Source organism: Streptomyces sp. NBC_01012 (genome assembly GCF_045162755.1).
Taxonomy (GTDB): Bacteria; Actinomycetota; Actinomycetes; order Streptomycetales; family Streptomycetaceae; genus Streptomyces.
In genome coordinates this window covers 5,272,281-5,287,992 of sequence record NZ_CP108688.1, presented here as the reverse complement: position 1 = coordinate 5,287,992, position 15,712 = coordinate 5,272,281, and the positions used below count along the sequence as shown (strand labels likewise).

The 15,712-nt window shown below is 70.9% G+C and carries 13 protein-coding genes; 7 read left to right on the top strand and 6 right to left on the bottom strand.

Annotation, left to right across the window (positions count from 1 at the left end):
- Window positions 1-175: 175 nt before the first annotated feature.
- Together OG623_RS23680 and pepN are read left to right on the top strand one after the other, a co-directional pair.
- Complete coding sequence (locus OG623_RS23680; RefSeq protein ID WP_406149084.1) at window positions 176-1,204, top strand: aspartate-semialdehyde dehydrogenase; 1,029 nt, start codon at window positions 176-178, stop codon at window positions 1,202-1,204.
- Window positions 1,205-1,328: 124 nt separating this feature from the next.
- Window positions 1,329-3,905 (top strand): aminopeptidase N, encoded by a 2,577-nt coding sequence (gene pepN, locus OG623_RS23675; protein WP_406149082.1) that lies wholly within the window; start codon window positions 1,329-1,331, stop codon window positions 3,903-3,905.
- 63 nt (window positions 3,906-3,968) lie between these two features.
- Here the strand turns inward: pepN and alc are convergent, their stop codons facing one another.
- The 6 genes from alc to OG623_RS23645 all read right to left on the bottom strand — a co-directional run bounded on the left by alc (window position 3,969) and on the right by OG623_RS23645 (window position 9,648).
- Window positions 3,969-5,114 carry an allantoicase gene (gene alc / locus OG623_RS23670; RefSeq protein WP_406149080.1) on the bottom strand — a complete coding sequence of 382 codons (1,146 nt, stop codon included), beginning with the start codon at window positions 5,112-5,114 and terminating at the stop codon, window positions 3,969-3,971.
- Window positions 5,115-5,173: 59 nt separating this feature from the next.
- A complete protein-coding gene (locus OG623_RS23665; RefSeq protein WP_406149079.1) occupies window positions 5,174-6,124 on the bottom strand; it encodes a LysR substrate-binding domain-containing protein in 951 nt (316 codons plus the stop codon).
- A gap of 83 nt (window positions 6,125-6,207) precedes the next feature.
- Complete coding sequence (locus OG623_RS23660) at window positions 6,208-6,420, bottom strand: hypothetical protein (protein WP_362886124.1); 213 nt, start codon at window positions 6,418-6,420, stop codon at window positions 6,208-6,210.
- A 38-nt stretch (window positions 6,421-6,458) separates the two neighbouring features.
- Window positions 6,459-8,612, bottom strand: coding sequence for a 4-alpha-glucanotransferase (gene malQ / locus OG623_RS23655; RefSeq protein ID WP_406149077.1), 2,154 nt, complete (start codon window positions 8,610-8,612; stop codon window positions 6,459-6,461).
- Complete coding sequence (locus OG623_RS23650; RefSeq protein ID WP_406149075.1) at window positions 8,613-8,882, bottom strand: hypothetical protein; 270 nt, start codon at window positions 8,880-8,882, stop codon at window positions 8,613-8,615.
- A 229-nt stretch (window positions 8,883-9,111) separates the two neighbouring features.
- Window positions 9,112-9,648, bottom strand: a complete 537-nt coding sequence (locus OG623_RS23645) for an HNH endonuclease (RefSeq protein WP_104785722.1) — start codon at window positions 9,646-9,648, stop codon at window positions 9,112-9,114.
- 315 nt (window positions 9,649-9,963) lie between these two features.
- Between OG623_RS23645 and OG623_RS23640 the strand changes: the two genes are divergently transcribed.
- The 5 genes from OG623_RS23640 to OG623_RS23620 all read left to right on the top strand — a co-directional run bounded on the left by OG623_RS23640 (window position 9,964) and on the right by OG623_RS23620 (window position 15,710).
- Window positions 9,964-11,025: a mechanosensitive ion channel family protein gene (locus OG623_RS23640; protein ID WP_406149073.1), complete on the top strand. Its 1,062-nt coding sequence runs from the start codon at window positions 9,964-9,966 to the stop codon at window positions 11,023-11,025.
- Between the two features lie 162 nt (window positions 11,026-11,187).
- The gene (locus tag OG623_RS23635) at window positions 11,188-12,348 is read left to right on the top strand and encodes an ROK family transcriptional regulator (RefSeq protein ID WP_406149071.1); all 1,161 of its coding nucleotides are present in this window, start codon (window positions 11,188-11,190) and stop codon (window positions 12,346-12,348) included.
- 104 nt (window positions 12,349-12,452) lie between these two features.
- Entirely contained in the window at window positions 12,453-13,793 is a 1,341-nt protein-coding gene (locus tag OG623_RS23630) for an ABC transporter substrate-binding protein (RefSeq protein WP_406149070.1), read from the top strand.
- A gap of 11 nt (window positions 13,794-13,804) precedes the next feature.
- Window positions 13,805-14,803, top strand: coding sequence for a carbohydrate ABC transporter permease (locus OG623_RS23625; RefSeq protein WP_406149069.1), 999 nt, complete (start codon window positions 13,805-13,807; stop codon window positions 14,801-14,803).
- A gap of 1 nt (window position 14,804) precedes the next feature.
- Window positions 14,805-15,710, top strand: a complete 906-nt coding sequence (locus OG623_RS23620; protein WP_406149067.1) for a carbohydrate ABC transporter permease — start codon at window positions 14,805-14,807, stop codon at window positions 15,708-15,710.
- Window positions 15,711-15,712: the final 2 nt, after the last annotated feature.

Sequence of the window (15,712 nt, the reverse complement as noted above, 5' to 3'; positions counted from 1 at the left end):
TGTGTGATCCGCGCGACACGCGCGGACGGTGGGGCGGGTGCTCGCAAGGGCTCCCGCCCCACTCGCCTGTCCGGGCGGCGTCCGCCTGCCGGACAATGGATTGGACAAGGACGCCCGGGACATAAGCATCATGGACAGGCAACCCGTGCCCGTTCGCATCTGTGAGGGAGTTCCAGTGAAGGTCGGAATCGTCGGCGCCACCGGTCAGGTCGGCACAGTCATGCGCAGGATCCTGGCCGAGCGGAAGTTCCCCGTCGCCGAACTGCGGCTCTTCGCCTCCGCGCGCTCCGCCGGCTCCACCCTCACCTACGAGGGCACGGACATCACGGTGGAGGACGCCTCCACCGCGGACTACACCGGCCTGGACATCGTCCTGTTCTCCGCCGGTGGCGCGACCTCGAAGGCACTGGCCGAGAAGGTCGCCTCACAGGGCCCCGTCGTGATCGACAACTCCTCCGCCTGGCGCAAGGACCCCGAGGTCCCGCTGGTGGTCTCCGAGGTCAACGCGCACGCGATCAGGAACCGCCCCAAGGGCATCATCGCCAACCCGAACTGCACCACGATGGCCGCCATGCCCGTGCTGCGCCCCCTGCACGACGAGGCGCAGCTCGACGCGCTGACCGTCGCCACCTACCAGGCGGTGTCCGGCTCCGGTGTCGCCGGTGTCGCGGAGCTGCACGGCCAGGCGTCCAAGGTCGTCGCCGAGGCGGACAAGCTGACGCACGACGGCGAAGCGGTGGACTTCCCCGAGCCCGCCGTCTACAAGCGTCCGATCGCCTTCAACGTGCTGCCGCTCGCCGGCTCGATCGTCGACGACGGTTCCTTCGAGACCGACGAGGAGCAGAAGCTCCGCAACGAGTCCCGCAAGATCCTGGAGATCCCGGGGCTCAAGGTGTCCGGCACCTGCGTCCGGGTCCCCGTCTTCTCCGGCCACTCCCTCCAGATCAACGCCCGCTTCGCCCGCCCGATCAGCGTCGAGCGCGCCTACGAGCTGCTGAAGGACGCCGAGGGCGTCGAGCTCTCCGAGATCCCGACGCCGCTCCAGGCGGCCGGCAAGGACGCCTCCTACGTGGGCCGCGTCCGCGTCGACGAGACCGTCGAGCACGGCCTCGCGCTGTTCGTCTCCAACGACAACCTGCGCAAGGGCGCCGCGCTGAACGCGGTCCAGATCGCGGAGCTGGTGGCGGCGGAGCTCAAGGGCTGACCGGCCGCGCGAACGACGAGGGTATGGCCACCGGATTCCGGTGGCCATACCCGAGAGTGGCGGCACCCGCGCCCGCGCCGCGTGGAAGGATGACCAAAACGTCACACACCAAGGAGATGACCGCGTGCCTGGCACGAATCTGACCCGCGAAGAGGCACAGGAGCGGGCGCGCCTGCTGACCGTGGACGCGTACGAGATCGATCTCGACCTCTCCGGAGCGCAGGAGGGAGGGACCTACAGGTCCGTCACCACCGTGCGCTTCGACTCCGCCGAGGCCGGCGCGGAGACCTTCGTCGACCTGATCGCCCCCGCGGTGCACGCCGTCGTGCTGAACGGCAAGGACCTGGACGTCGCCTCCGTCTTCCGGGACTCCCGGATCGCGCTGAAGCACCTCCAGGCCGGAACCAACGAGCTGAAGGTCGTCGCCGACTGCTCGTACACGAACAGCGGTGAAGGGCTGCACCGCTTCGTCGACCCCGTCGACGAGCAGGCCTACCTCTACACGCAGTTCGAGGTCCCGGACGCCCGCCGGGTGTTCGCAAGCTTCGAGCAGCCCGACCTGAAGGCGACCTTCCGCTTCACCGTGAAGGCGCCGTCGGGCTGGACCGTGATCTCCAACTCCCCTGCGCCCGAGCCGGTGGACGACGTCTGGGCCTTCGAGCCGACGCCGCGCCTCTCCACGTACGTCACGGCCCTGATCGCCGGTCCGTACCACGCGGTGCACAGCACCTACGAGAAGGACGGCCAGGTGGTGCCGCTCGGCATCTACTGCCGCCCCTCGCTGGCCGAGTACCTCGACGCGGACGACATCTTCGCGGTCACCCGGCAGGGCTTCGACTGGTTCCAGGAGAAGTTCGACTACCCGTACCCCTTCGCCAAGTACGACCAGCTCTTCGTCCCCGAGTTCAACGCGGGCGCGATGGAGAACGCCGGCGCGGTCACCATCCGCGACCAGTACGTCTTCCGCTCCAAGGTGACGGACGCGGCGTACGAGCTGCGGGCCTCGACGATCCTCCACGAGCTGGCCCACATGTGGTTCGGCGACCTGGTCACCATGGAGTGGTGGAACGACCTCTGGCTGAACGAGTCGTTCGCCACGTTCGCCGAGGCCGCCTGCCAGGCGTACGCCGAGGGCTCGAAGTGGCCGCACTCCTGGACCACCTTCGCCAACTCGATGAAGACGTGGGCCTACCGCCAGGACCAGCTGCCCTCCACGCACCCGATCATGGCGGACATCAGTGACCTGGACGACGTCCTGGTCAACTTCGACGGGATCACGTACGCGAAGGGCGCCTCGGTGCTCAAGCAGCTCGTGGCGTACGTCGGCATGGACGAGTTCTTCAAGGGCGTGCAGGCGTACTTCAAGGCGCACGCGTACGGCAACACCCGCCTGGCGGACCTGCTGGGCGCCCTGGAGGAGACCTCGGGCCGTGACCTGAAGGCCTGGTCGACGGCGTGGCTGGAGACGGCCGGGATCAACGTCCTGCGCCCCGAGATCGAGACGGACGAGGCGGGCCTGCTCACCTCCGTCACCGTCCTCCAGGAGGCCCCCGCACTGCCCGCGGGCGCCAAGGGCGAGCCGACGCTGCGTCCGCACCGGATCGCGATCGGCTTCTACGACCTGGACGGCGACGGCCGGCTCGTCCGCACGGACCGCATCGAGCTGGACGTCGAGGGCGAGCGCACCACCGTCCCGCTCCCGGCCGGCACCGCGCGCCCGGCGGTCCTCCTGCTCAACGACGACGACCTGTCGTACGCGAAGGTCCGGCTCGACGAGGAGTCCCTGCGGGTCGTCACCGAGCACCTGGGTGACTTCACCGAGTCCCTGCCGCGCGCCCTGTGCTGGGCGTCCGCCTGGGACATGACGCGGGACGGTGAGCTCGCCACCCGCGACTACCTGGAGCTGGTCCTCTCGGGCATCGGCAAGGAGTCCGACATCGGCGTGGTCCAGTCGCTGCACCGCCAGGTGAAGCTGGCCGTGGACCTGTACACGGCACCTGAGTGGCGTGAGACGGGCCTGGCCCGGTGGACGGAGGCGACGCTGGCGCACCTGCGCGCGGCGGAGCCCGGCAGCGACCACCAGCTGGCCTGGGCCCGCGCCTTCGCGGCGACGGCCCGCACCCCGCTCCAGCTGGACCTGCTCCAGGCCCTGCTGAACGGCACCGACGAGATCGAGGGCCTGGCCGTCGACACGGAGCTGCGCTGGGCGTTCGTACAGCGCCTCGCCGCGTCGGGCCTCATCGACGAGGAGGAGATCGCCGCCGAGTACGAGCGCGACAGGACGGCAGCGGGTGAGCTCCACGCGGCGTCCGCACGCGCGGCTCAGCCCTCCGAGGAGGCGAAGGCCGAGGCATGGGCGTCGGCCGTCGAGTCGGACAAGCTGGCGAACTCCCTCCAGGAGGCGGTCATCGGCGGCTTCGTGCAGACCGATCAGCGTGAGCTGCTCGCCCCGTACACGGAGAAGTACTTCACCGCGGTCAAGGGCGTCTGGGACGCGCGCAGTCACGAGATGGCCCAGCAGGTCGCGGTCGGCCTGTTCCCGGCCCTCCAGGTCTCGCAGGAGACCCTGGACGCCACGGACGCCTGGCTGGACTCGGCGCAGCCGAGTGCCGCGCTGCGGCGGCTGGTGTCGGAGTCGCGCTCGGGCGTGGAGCGCGCCCTGAAGGCCCAGGCGGCGGACGCCGCGGCGGCCACCGCCTAGCGCAACGGGCACGGCGAGGGGGCGTCTCCTTCGGGAGGCGCCCCCTCGCCGTGCGTGGCGGCGTCAGGCGCCCGACTCCTGGTGGCGGCGGGCCAGTTCGGCCGCTCCGGCCGGCGTCAAGGAGCCGTGCAGCCGCATCCTGGCCACGCCCCCGTCGGGGTAGGCGTCCAGGCGTACATGGGTGACCACGGCCTCGGCGTCCAGGACGAAGCGGTGCACGGTGTCGGGCTGGAGCCGGGTGCGGGGCAGGATCTCGAACCAGTCGCCGCTCCCGCCGTCGCGGCCCTGAAGGCCGATCCACCCCGCGGCGTTGCCCTTGAGGTAGGCGGTGTCGATCTCGACCGCGCGCACCGCGCCCTGCGCGGGCAGCCGGAAGCGCACCCAGTCGTTGGTGTCGCGGACCCGGCGGCGGCGGTTCTCCCAGCCGTCGTCCATCTTGCGGGAGGTGCCGGGCAGGATGATCTGGGCCGGCGAGGAGTAGAAGCGGTCCGAGGCGTCCTCGTACGTCCCGCCGTTGAGGATCGAGATCAGGTCGACGGTGCCCAGTGCCGCGAGCCAGGCCGGGTCGGGCACGACCTCGCCGTGGACGCGGAGGCGGGCGATGCCTCCGTCGGGGTGCTGGCAGATCCGCAGGTGGGTGTAGCGGCGGCCGTCCGTGACCTCGAAGCCGTTGGCGGCGTGGCCGCGCACGGGTGACGGCTCCACCAGCTCCTCCCACTTCACGTCGTCGGCGAGCAGCTCGTCAGGGCCGGGGGCGCCGTCCACGGCCGTCGCCTGGACGGAGACGCGCTGCGGGTAGTTGCCGCGGAAGTGGGCGGTGTCGACGACCACGCCGCGGATGATCCCGGGCGCGCCCAGCCGGACGATCGCCCAGTCGTGGTCATCGGGTGCGGGGAAGGGGTGAGCGGCGTCGGCACCCCTGCGGCGGCGGGTCTCCCAGCCGTCCATGATCTTTCCCTTGTGGCCGAAGCGCTCGGGGTCGAAGACGGCGGGTTCGCGGATCAGGAGGTTCTCGCGCTCGGCGAAGAACTCGTCGTTGGCCGCGATCACGCCCGCGCCGAGCCGGCGATCGGCGAGGTCGACCAGCCCGGTGAAGGGGAAGTCGCCCGTCCGGTAGTCGGCGTAGGGGTCACCGCCGCCGTAGGGGGCCGCGTCGTTGGCGTGCGGGTCGGTGGAATCGGGCTCCGTGTGGTTCTTGTCGGTGGGCATGTCCCCACTCTGCCGACGCATCACCGATCAGGTCCATCGAAAGTTTTCGTACAGTTCTTTCAGCCCTGCTGAACGGTCTTTCCGCTCTGCCGAACGGTCCGTGGGGCTTCCGCCACCTCCTTCAGCGCGGCGAGCACCCGTGCGACCGCCGGACCGCCCGCCGCCCCCTGCCGCACCGCCGCGATCACATGCCGACAGGGCCGGTCCTCCGTCAGGACCCGCATCGCCACCCCGTCGCGCGGCCGGTCGGAGACCGAGACCATCCGGGGGATCAGGGCGACGCCCATGCCCGCCCGCACCATGGCCAGGATCGCCGTCCAGCCGGCGGCGCTGTGGGCCTGCTCGGGGACGAAGCCCGCGGCCTCGCAGGCGGCGGTGGTGATCTCCGACCACGGGCCCGACCCTCCGTAGATCCAGGCCTCCCCGGACAGCTCGGCCAGCCGCAGGGCGGGCGCCCCGGCGAGGCGGTGGCCGGCGGGCAGCGCCACGTCCAGCGGGTCCGCCAGGAGCGGCAGCAGCGTGAAGCGCGGGTCCCGGGCCGTCGGGGCGTGCGCCGCCAGGGACAGCGCCAGGTCCACCTCACCGGCCGACAGCAGCTCGTAGGCCTCGGCGGCCTCCGCCTCCCGTACGCGCACCTGGGGAGCGGGCCGGTCGCCGGTCGCCAGGAGCCGCACGGCCGGTACGACGAGGGCGGGCACCGCGGTCGAGAAGGCGCCGACCCGGACCTGGCCCGCCTCACCCCGCAGATAGCCCGTCAGCTCGGCGTCGGCGCGCTCCAGCTGGGCGAAGACCGCCTCGGCATGGCGCAGCACGAGATGCGCGGCGTCGGTGAGCCGGACACGGCGCCCCTGCGCCTCCAGCAGCGGTACGCCGAGCTGCCTGGCGAGGTTGGTGAGCTGCTGCGAGACGGCCGACGGCGTCATGAGAAGGGCCTCGGCGGTGGCGGTGACCGTGCCCCGGTCGCGCAGGGTGCGCAGGATACGGAGCTTCTTGACGTCCCACTCGGTCATGGCCGCAACCTACCCGCAGCCCGGAGCCGGACATGCCGGTGCGCCGCCGGTACCGTCGTACCGGCGGCGCACTCGGAGAGGCCTTAGGCCTGCTTCTTGGACTTGTCGAGGACCATGACGAGTCCAGCGATCACCAGGAAGAGGACGATCGGGATCGCGACGTAGAGGCCGAGGGTCTCCAGCACGCTCAGGCCAGGACCCGGGTCGTCACCGTCGTCGCGGGTGAGCGCGAGCGCGGGGGACGACATGAGCAGCATCATCAGCGTCGTACCGGCCGCGACGGCGCCGGCGCGCATAGCGTTCTTCTTGTCCACGGTGCAAACGTAGCGAACGCCTACGAGGGGCGCGCGCCCGGGGGTGCCGTACGGGCCTCACGGTCCTCTGCGAGGACGGCCATGAGGCCGTGCAGCCGGGGTGACGCGGTGATGTCCTCCAGCGTGACGGGGTGGCCTTCCGCATCGGCGACGGGCAGGCGCCAGTTGGGGTACTGGTCCCAGGTACCGGGGATGTTCTGCGGGCGGCGGTCGCCCACCGTGTCCGGGAGCCACACCCCCACCATCCGGGCCGGGGTGCTCCGCAGGAAGCGGTGCACGGCGCGGACGGCGGCCTCCTCGTCGCCCTCGCCCTCGGGCAGCAGCCGGAGCCGGGCCAGGCAGCCCAGCCACTCGGCGGTGTCGGCGGCGTCCTCGGCCAGCTCCTGCTCCAGGCTCCGGGTGAGCAGCCCGAGCCGGTGGCGGAGCGTCACATGCTCCCCCGTCAGCCGGGCGGCGGTGGACGGCAGGTCGTGGGTGGTGGCCGTGGCCACGCAGTCCTGGCGCCACTGCCCGGGGGCGAGCGGCCGCCCGGTGCCGTCCCAGTCGCGCTCGAACCAGAGCACGGAGGTGCCGAGCACCCCGCGCCGGGCGAGCGCCTCGCGCACCCCGGGCTCGACGGTGCCGAGGTCCTCCCCTATGACGACGGCACCGGCCCGGTGCGCCTCCAGGACGAGCACGGCGAGCATCGCCTCGGCGTCCTGGCTGACGTAGGTGCCCTCGGTGGGCGGGTGTCCGTCGGGCACCCACCAGAGCCGGAAGAGGCCCATGACATGGTCGATGCGCAGCGCTCCGGCGTGGGCGAACAGGCCCCGCAGCAGATGGCGGTAGGGCGCGTAGCCGGAGGCCGCGAGGGCGTCGGGGCGCCAGGGAGGCAGCCCCCAGTCCTGGCCGTGCGCGTTGAAGGCGTCGGGGGGCGCTCCGACGGAGATGCCCTGCGCGAAGGCGTTCTGCTGGGCCCAGGTGTCGGCGCCGTCGGGATGGACGCCGACGGCGAGGTCGTGGACGATCCCGACGGCCATCCCCGCCTCCCGCGCGGCGCTCTGCGCGGCGGCGAGCTGGGTGTCGGTGAGCCAGGCGAGCCGGCAGTGGAAGTCGACCCGGTCCAGCAGGTCGGTGCGGGCGCGGGCGCTCCCCGGCGAGCGGGGGTCCCGCAGCTCTTCGGGCCAGGCGCGCCACTCGGGGCCGTGCACCTCGGCCAGGGCGCACCACAGGGCGTGGTCCTCCAGGGCCTGCCCCTGCTCGGCCAGGAAGTCGCAGTAGGCGGCGCGGCGGCCGGGGCTCAGGGGGACCTCGTGGACGATCTCCAGGGCCTGCTTCTTGAGCGCCCAGACGGCGTCACGGTCGATCAGCGCGCCCTTGTTCAGGACGTCGTCACGCAGGGCAGCGGCCTCTTGGCGGAGGTCGTCCAGGGCCGCCCTGCCGGGCTCGGTGACATGGCCGTACTCGGGGACGGACTCGATGTGCAGATGGACGGGGTCCGGGAAGCGGCGCGAGGAGGGGCGGTAGGGGGACGGGTCGGTCGGGCTGCCGGGTACGGCCGCGTGCAGCGGGTTGACCTGGATGAATCCGCTCCCCTGGGTGCGTCCCGCCCAGGCGGCGAGGTCGGCCAGGTCCGCGAGGTCGCCCATGCCCCAGGAGCGTGCGGAGAGCATCGAGTAGAGCTGGACGAGGAAACCGTGGGTGCGGGCGGGCGGCCGGGGCACCCGGTCAGGGGCGACGACCAGCGTGGCGGTGACGTGGTGGTGGTCCGGTGTGCGGACGGTCAGCCGGTGGACGCCCAGCGGGGGTTCGGTCCACCAGGAAGGCGTTCGCGGCGCGTCAGGAGCGGTGTCCTTGGCCGGAGCGGGCAGCACCCGCATGGGCCGGGGCGACGGGGCGCCGGTGGTGCCGGGCTCCGGGTCGACCGTCAGGAGAGCGCCGGGCGGCAGTGCGGCGAGCGGGGCCGGCAGCGGCTCTCCCGACCAGATCACCACCGTCGGCGGGAGCAGTCGGGAGGCCGCTGCCGATTCGGCTGCGGCGAGTGATCTCCCCACCTCCGCGGGGGTGGCGGCGTCGACGCCCAGCGCGGCGAGCACGGCGATGACCGTGTCGTCGGGGACGGAGACCGTGACATCCGCGGACGGGGAGAAGGAGGTGGCGACGCCGTGCAGTGCGGCGAGCCGGGACAAGCCCATTCAGACTCCTGGGGACTCCATGCCCCCTGCGGTGCCAGGTGCCGTCGGCTCGCTGGTCAGAGGGGCGACGGCGGCGAGCGGTGGCTCGCTCGTGAGGGGTGTGGCGTCGGCGAGCGGGGGCTCGCTGGTGAGCGGGGCGCTGTCGGCGAAGGCGGACTCACCGGTCAGCCGGGCGACGTCGGCGAGCGGCAGCTCACTGATCATCGGAGGGGTCGGGCTCGGCACCTGTTTGGAGCGGGCGGAGAGCAGAAGCTGCGCGGTGGCGGGCATGGTGGCCTCCTGGCCATGGACAACAGGACACAGCAGGCCTACCCAGCGGGCGCGGGAGCAGGCGTGGACGTGACATAGGCGTTATGACAACGAGCCCAACGTGCCGTGGGTCACACTTCGTTCCCCGACGCGCCGGGTATGGACCGCTTTCAGCCACTCGGCGGCACGGTCACTCAGGCGCGATCACTCAGGCGCGGTCACGGTCCGCCCGGACGCGAACACCGTCCGCTCAGGCGGAGACACCGTCGATCCGGGCCATCACGTCGTCCGCCCCGAACGGCTGCAGATAGGGCAGCCAGCGCGGATCCCGGTGCCCCGTCCCGATGATCCGCCAGGCGAGACCGCTGGGCGGCGCCGGCTGGTGGCGCAGCCGCCAGCCCAGCTCGGGCAGGTGCCGGTCGGCCTTGACGTGGTTGCAGCGGCGGCAGGCCGCCACCACGTTGTCCCAGGCGTGCTGCCCGCCCCGGCTGCGCGGAATGACATGGTCGACGCTGGTGGCGGCGGCCCCGCAGTACATGCAGCGGCCACCGTCCCTCGCGAAGAGCGCCCGGCGCGTGAGCGGGACGGGCCCTCGGTAGGGGACCCGTACGAACCGCTTGAGGCGGACGACGCTGGGGGCCGGCACGGCGCGCGTGGCGCTGTGCATGAAGGCGCCGGACTCCTCGAGGCAGATGGCCTTGTTCTCGAGGACGAGGACGAGTGCGCGGCGGAGCGGTACGACGCCGAGCGGCTCGTACGAAGCGTTGAGAACCAGGACGTGCGGCACGGTGGATGCCTCCTTGTACGCCGGCGACGCGTGGCTCGCGCCGGGACGATCCGTCTCAGTCTCTCCTCATGCCTGGTCCGAGCGCCACCACGTGCGGGTAACGGGCCGGAAGGATTTTCCCCACCCGTGACCGCCCGCAGGCGCCCGGACGCACCGGAACAGGTGCTTCAGCAGGGCCGCGGACCCCGCTGTGGGATCGGCCACACCCCGCGTGACCCCGGTGAGACGTGTCTCTCCCCCTTCCACGGCAACGAACCGCCCCCCGCGCTTCGTTAGTCTGGTTGGTCTGTTGTCACCCGTACGGAGGTCCCCGCCGTGTCCCTGTCCGCCCTCCTGGCCGCGGCCCCGTCACCCGGAGCAGCCAGCTCTCTGGACGAAGCCGCCGAGCGGGCCGGGAACGCCGCAGGCTGGGTCGAGGAGAACTGGTCCACCTGGCTGAACACCGGCCTCCGCATCGTCCTCATCGCCGCCATCGCCATCGTGCTGCGCTATCTGCTCCGGCGGGCCCTGAGCAACCTCATCGACCGGATGAACCGCAGCGCCCAGGCGGTGGAGGGAACGGCGCTCGGCGGCCTGCTGGTCAACGCGGAGCGCCGCCGCCAGCGGTCGGAGGCCATCGGTTCGGTGCTCCGCTCGGTCACGTCGTTCCTGATCCTGGGCACCGCGGCCCTGATGATCCTGGGCGCCTTCCAGATCAATCTGGCCCCGCTGCTGGCCTCGGCGGGGGTCGCCGGGGTGGCGCTGGGCTTCGGTGCGCGCAACCTCGTCACGGACTTCCTCTCGGGCGTCTTCATGATCCTGGAGGACCAGTACGGCGTCGGCGACCACATCGACGCGGGTGTCGCATCCGGTGAGGTCATCGAGGTCGGCCTGCGGGTCACGAAGCTCCGCGGCGAGAACGGCGCGATCTGGTACGTACGCAACGGCGAGGTGAAGCGGATCGGCAACCTCAGCCAGGGCTGGTCCACGGCCGGTGTCGACGTCACGGTCCGCCCGACGGAGGACCTGGCTCTGCTCCGGGAGACGATCAACAGCGCAGGCGAGACCATGACCAAGGAAGAGCCCTGGTCGGAGCAGCTGTGGGGGCCGGTGGAGGTGCTCGGCCTGGACGCCGTGCTGCTCGACTCGATGACCATGCGGGTCACGGCCAAGACCATGCCCGGCAAGGCGGTCGGTATCGAGCGCGAGCTGCGCCTGCGCATCAAGCTGGCGCTCGACGAGGCAGGGATCGCGATGATCACCACGCCCGTCCAGGCCGATGGGGATTCCGCCGCCGACCCGTCGGCGGCCGTGGCGGCCCCGTCGGCGTACGCATCGGCAACATCGCCGCAGTCGCTGGCCGCGACCCCGATACCGCCGGCCGGCCTGGCGAAGTGACCGGCGCGGACACCCGGCGCAGATGACCGGAAGACTTCACGGCGCCCCCGCAGGTAACGCTTTGGTTGCCTCGGGGGCGCTTCCCATTGACGGCTCCATGACGCGGTCATACCTTCCTCTCACCGATAGGAAAGTTTCCTAACAGAGGCAGGCGCGTCGCTCATGGCCGGATCCATACCAGGCACCCCCAGCGTTCTGCGGGCCATGAACGACCGGGCGGCGCTCGATCTCCTGGTCACCCAGGGTCCCCTCACCCGCACGCGCATCGGCGAGCTGACCGGGCTCTCCAAGCCCACCGCGTCCCAGCTGCTCGCGCGTCTGGAGGAGGCCGGCCTGGTGCGCTCGACAGGCAGCCAGAGCGGGCGTCCCGGACCCAACGCCGTGCTCTACGAGATCGATCCGTCGGCCGCCCATGTCGCGGCGCTCTCCGTGGGACCCACGGGAATCGACGCCGTCGTCGCCGACATCACCGGCACGGTCGTGGGCTCCTGCCGTGTGGAGGCCGACGCGGTCTCCGATGACGTACGTCACCGCACCGCCCAGCTCGTCGCCGAGGCCGTGGACGGCGCGCTGCGGCCCACCGGCCTCGGCCATGACGACCTCGCCGCCGTGGTGGTGGGCACACCGGGGGCGATCGACCCGCACACCGGACAGCTGCGCTACGCACCCCATCTGCCCGGCTGGCACTCGCGCACCCTGCTCGCCGACCTCGCCGAGGTGGTCGGCAGGCCGGTCGTCATCGAGAACGACGTCAACCTCGCCGCCGTCGCCGAGCAGTACGAGGGCGCGGCGCAGGACCACGACCACTTCGTGCTCGCCTGGCTCGACGAGGGCGTGGGCGCCGCGATCGTGCTGGGCGGCACCCTCCTGCGCGGCGCCACGGGCGGCGCGGGGGAGATCGGCTACATGCCGCTGCCCGGCGCCCCGCTCGCCCGGGGCGGGGCGGCCGCCTGGGCCGGACCCGACGCGGGGGGCGGCTTCCAGAGCCAGGTCTCCTCCCCCGCCGTACGCGGCCTCGCCGGCGGCAGGCCGCTGGCCGACGCGCTCGCCGACGACACCGTGCGCGCGGAGGTCGCCCGCAGGCTGGCCGCCGGGCTCGCCTCCGTGGTCGCGGTCGTCGATCCCGAGCTGGTCGTCCTCTCCGGGCTCGTCGCCCAGGCCGGCGGCGAGGAGCTCCGCACCCGGGTCGAGGCCGAGATGACGGGCCTCGCCCTGCCCAGGCCGCTGCTCCGGATCAGCGACATCAAGGGTGACCCGATCCTGACCGGCGCGCTGCGGACCGCCCTCGCCCAGGCGCGCGACACCGCCTTCGACACGGCCTGACCCCACCCCACCCCGCGCCGGACCGTGACCGCCCGTACCCGGGCGGCCCGTACGGCACCCCCATGCCCAGACACACCCCCGCCGCAAAGGAAGAAGAGTCCGCCATGGCGCTACGACGCATACGTACCCGCGTGCCCCTGGCGCTCGGGGCAGCAGCTCTGCTGCTGTCCGGCTGCGCGAACCCGAGCACCGGCAGTGACACGGACGACCCCACACAGCCGGTCACGCTGAAGTTCTGGCACGGCTGGTCGGCGCCCGGCGAGGTCAAGGCGATCGACGAGAACATCGCCCGGTTCGAGAAGCTCCACCCCAACATCCACGTCGAATCCACCGGCAACGTCAGCGACGAGACGATCAACCAGGCGCTACGGGCCGGCGGGGGCGACGCACCCGACGTCGTCACCTCGTTCACCACCAACAACGTCGGCCAGTACTGCTCATCCGGTATGTGGGCGGATCTCGACCCGTTCTTCGAGAAGAGCGGGATCGACAAGACGAAGGTCTTCCCGAAGACCCTGCTGGACTACACGCGGTACGAGGGCGTCCAGTGCGCGAATCCCCTGCTCGCCGACGCGTTCGGCATGTACTACAACAAGGACGCCTTCGCGGAGGCCGGCATCGGCCGCCCCCCGCGCACCATGTCCGAGATGAAGGCCGACGCGGTCAAGCTGACGCGGAAGAAGAAGGACGGCTCGCTCGAACGCGTCGGCTTCATGCCGAACTTCCAGCTCTACCAGAACTCCCCCGACCGGATGTTCGCGCAGTGGGGCCCGGAGTACTTCGACTCCGAGGGCAAGGCGAAGCTCGCCGACGAGCCCAGGACCGAGCAGTTCTTCACCACCATGCGCGCACTGTCCGACGCACAGGGCGGCTATCACGCCATGGAGCGGCTCCGGTCCACCTTCGGGGACGAGATGTCCTCCCAGAACGGCTTCCTGACCGGCAAGCTCGCCATGCACCTGGACGGTGAGTGGCGCGGGCTGATGCTCGACGAGGCCGAGGCCGACTTCGACTGGGGCGTCGCCCCGCTGCCGGTGCCCGACGACCAGGCGGACACCTACGGGCGCGGATATCTGACCGGCACCGTGGCCGGCATCGCGCACAGCAGCCGGCACCAGAACGCGGCGTGGGAGCTGGTGAAGTACCTGACGCTCGACACCGAGCCGGTCGTCCGCTTCGCCAACGCGATCCACAACGTGCCGTCCACCTTCGACGCCCTCACGTCACCCGACCTGGACGCCGATCCCGCCTTCCGCGCCTTCATCAAGATCGCGCAGAACCCGCACAGCCAGGCGATTCCGCCCTCCAACAACGGCGGTCAGTACATCACCTCGCTCATCGACTTCTCGCAGTCCGTCGAAGCGGGCAGGACCAAGGACCTGCACGGGGCGCTGAAGAAACTCGACGAGCAGATCGACGCCGACAACCTCCAGTCGGAAAACTGAGGAGCCGAGCCATGGCACTGTCCCTCTCCACCTCGGCGAAGACCGCCGGGCGGGCGACCGAACCGGCGCCCCGCAACTCCCCCCTGCGGCGCAAGCGGAACCGTGAGCGGCTTCGCAATCTGGGGTTCCTCTCCCCCTGGCTGGTGGGCTTCTCGGTCTTCTTCGGCTACCCGCTGATCGCGACCGTCTACTTCTCGTTCATGCACTACAACCAGATCAAGGCACCCACCTTCGTCGGACTGCGGAACTGGCGGTACGTGCTGGAGCAGATGCCGCTGTTCGGCCCCGCGCTGTGGAACACCCTGTGGCTGGTCGTCGTGATGGTCACGCTGCGCGTGGTGTTCGGACTCGGCATCGGCCTGCTGATCACGAAGATCAAGACGGGGGTCGGGCTCTTCCGCACGGCCTTCTACATCCCGTATCTGGCCCCGCCGGTCGCCGCCACCGTCGCCTTCGTCTTCCTGCTCAACCCGTCCACAGGGCCGGTCAACACGGTGCTGTCGTGGGTCGGTCTGCACGGCCCCAGCTGGTTCAACGACCCGAACTGGTCGAAGCCCTCGCTGGTGCTGCTCTCCCTGTGGGGCATCGGCGACCTGATGGTCATCTTCATGGCCTCGCTGCTCGACGTGCCGAAGGAGCAGTACGAGGCCGCCGACCTGGACGGTGCGGGCGCCTGGTCGAAGTTCCGTTACGTCACCTGGCCGGCCATCACCCCGATCGTGCTGTTCGCCGTCGTCACGGGTGTCGTGCAGACCATGCAGTACTACACACAGGCGCTCGTCGCCGGAAAGCTCGCTTCGGGCGTCTCCATCGGCCCCGGCACCGTGATCCAGCCCGGGTATCCGGACCACTCCACCCTGACGGTGCCGCAGCTCGTCTACTCGATGGGCTTCCAGAACTTCAACACCGGTGCCGCGTGCGTCCTCTCACTCGTGCTCTTCGCCATCGCCATGACCGTCACCCTTCTGCTGATGCGCAAGAGCGTCGGCCTCATCCCGGCGGAGGACTGACATGACCGCTACCACCACCCTGACCGGTCCCGACACCGTCCCCTCGATCCGCACCGGCGGTCCGGACGCCGCCAGGCACCGCCGTAAGCGCATCCTGAACTGGATCGCCGTCCACGCGGTGGCCGTCGCGCTCGCCCTGTTCTTCGTCCTGCCGTTCGTCTTCGTCCTCCTCACCTCGGTGATGAGCGACGGACAGGCGATGAGCGGCGATCTGTGGCCCGACTCCTGGAACTGGTCGAACTACTCGACCGTCTTCCACACCCCGGGATTCCTCGACTGGTGGCGCAACTCGCTGATGTACGCGGTGCTGGGCACCGTGTTCACGGTGTGCTCGTCGGTGCCGGTGGCCTACGCGCTGGCCAAGTTCCGCTTCCGTGGCCGGCGTACGGCGATGATCCTCGTCATCTCCACCATGATGCTGCCGCCGCAGGTCATCATCATCCCGATGTACCTGGTGTGGGCGCAGCAGTTCCACCTCTCCGGCTCGCTGTGGCCGCTGATCATCCCCATGGCGTTCGGCGACGCCTACTCGATCTTCCTGCTGCGGCAGTTCCTGCTGACCATTCCGCAGGAGTACATCGAATCGGCGAAGGTCGACGGATGCGGTGAGTTCCGCACCCTGCTGAAGATCGTCGTGCCGATGGCCAAGCCGGGCATCGCGGCCATCGCGCTCTTCCAGTTCTTCTACTGCTGGAACGACTACTTCGGACCGCAGATCTACGCCGCGCAGAATCCGGGCGCCTGGACCCTGAGCTACGGCCTTGAGTCCTTCAAGAGCGCCCACGCGGTCAACTGGAACCTGACGATGGCCGCGACGCTGCTCGTCATGGCGCCGGTCATCATCGTGTTCTTCTTCGCACAGAAGGCCTTCGTGGAAGGCGTCACCCTCACCGGAGTAAAGGGCTGAGA

Bases quoted from the DNA above. Each gene is read 5' to 3' on its own strand.
- alc (WP_406149080.1), bottom strand. From the start codon at position 5,114: ATGCCCACCGACAAGAACCACACGGAGCCCGATTCCACCGACCCGCAC.
- OG623_RS23665 (WP_406149079.1), bottom strand. From the start codon at position 6,124: ATGACCGAGTGGGACGTCAAGAAGCTCCGTATCCTGCGCACCCTGCGC.
- OG623_RS23660 (WP_362886124.1), bottom strand. From the start codon at position 6,420: ATGCGCGCCGGCGCCGTCGCGGCCGGTACGACGCTGATGATGCTGCTC.
- malQ (WP_406149077.1), bottom strand. From the start codon at position 8,612: ATGGGCTTGTCCCGGCTCGCCGCACTGCACGGCGTCGCCACCTCCTTC.
- OG623_RS23650 (WP_406149075.1), bottom strand. From the start codon at position 8,882: ATGCCCGCCACCGCGCAGCTTCTGCTCTCCGCCCGCTCCAAACAGGTG.
- OG623_RS23635 (WP_406149071.1), top strand. From the start codon at position 11,188: ATGGCCGGATCCATACCAGGCACCCCCAGCGTTCTGCGGGCCATGAAC.
- OG623_RS23630 (WP_406149070.1), top strand. From the start codon at position 12,453: ATGGCGCTACGACGCATACGTACCCGCGTGCCCCTGGCGCTCGGGGCA.
- OG623_RS23625 (WP_406149069.1), top strand. From the start codon at position 13,805: ATGGCACTGTCCCTCTCCACCTCGGCGAAGACCGCCGGGCGGGCGACC.
- OG623_RS23620 (WP_406149067.1), top strand. From the start codon at position 14,805: ATGACCGCTACCACCACCCTGACCGGTCCCGACACCGTCCCCTCGATC.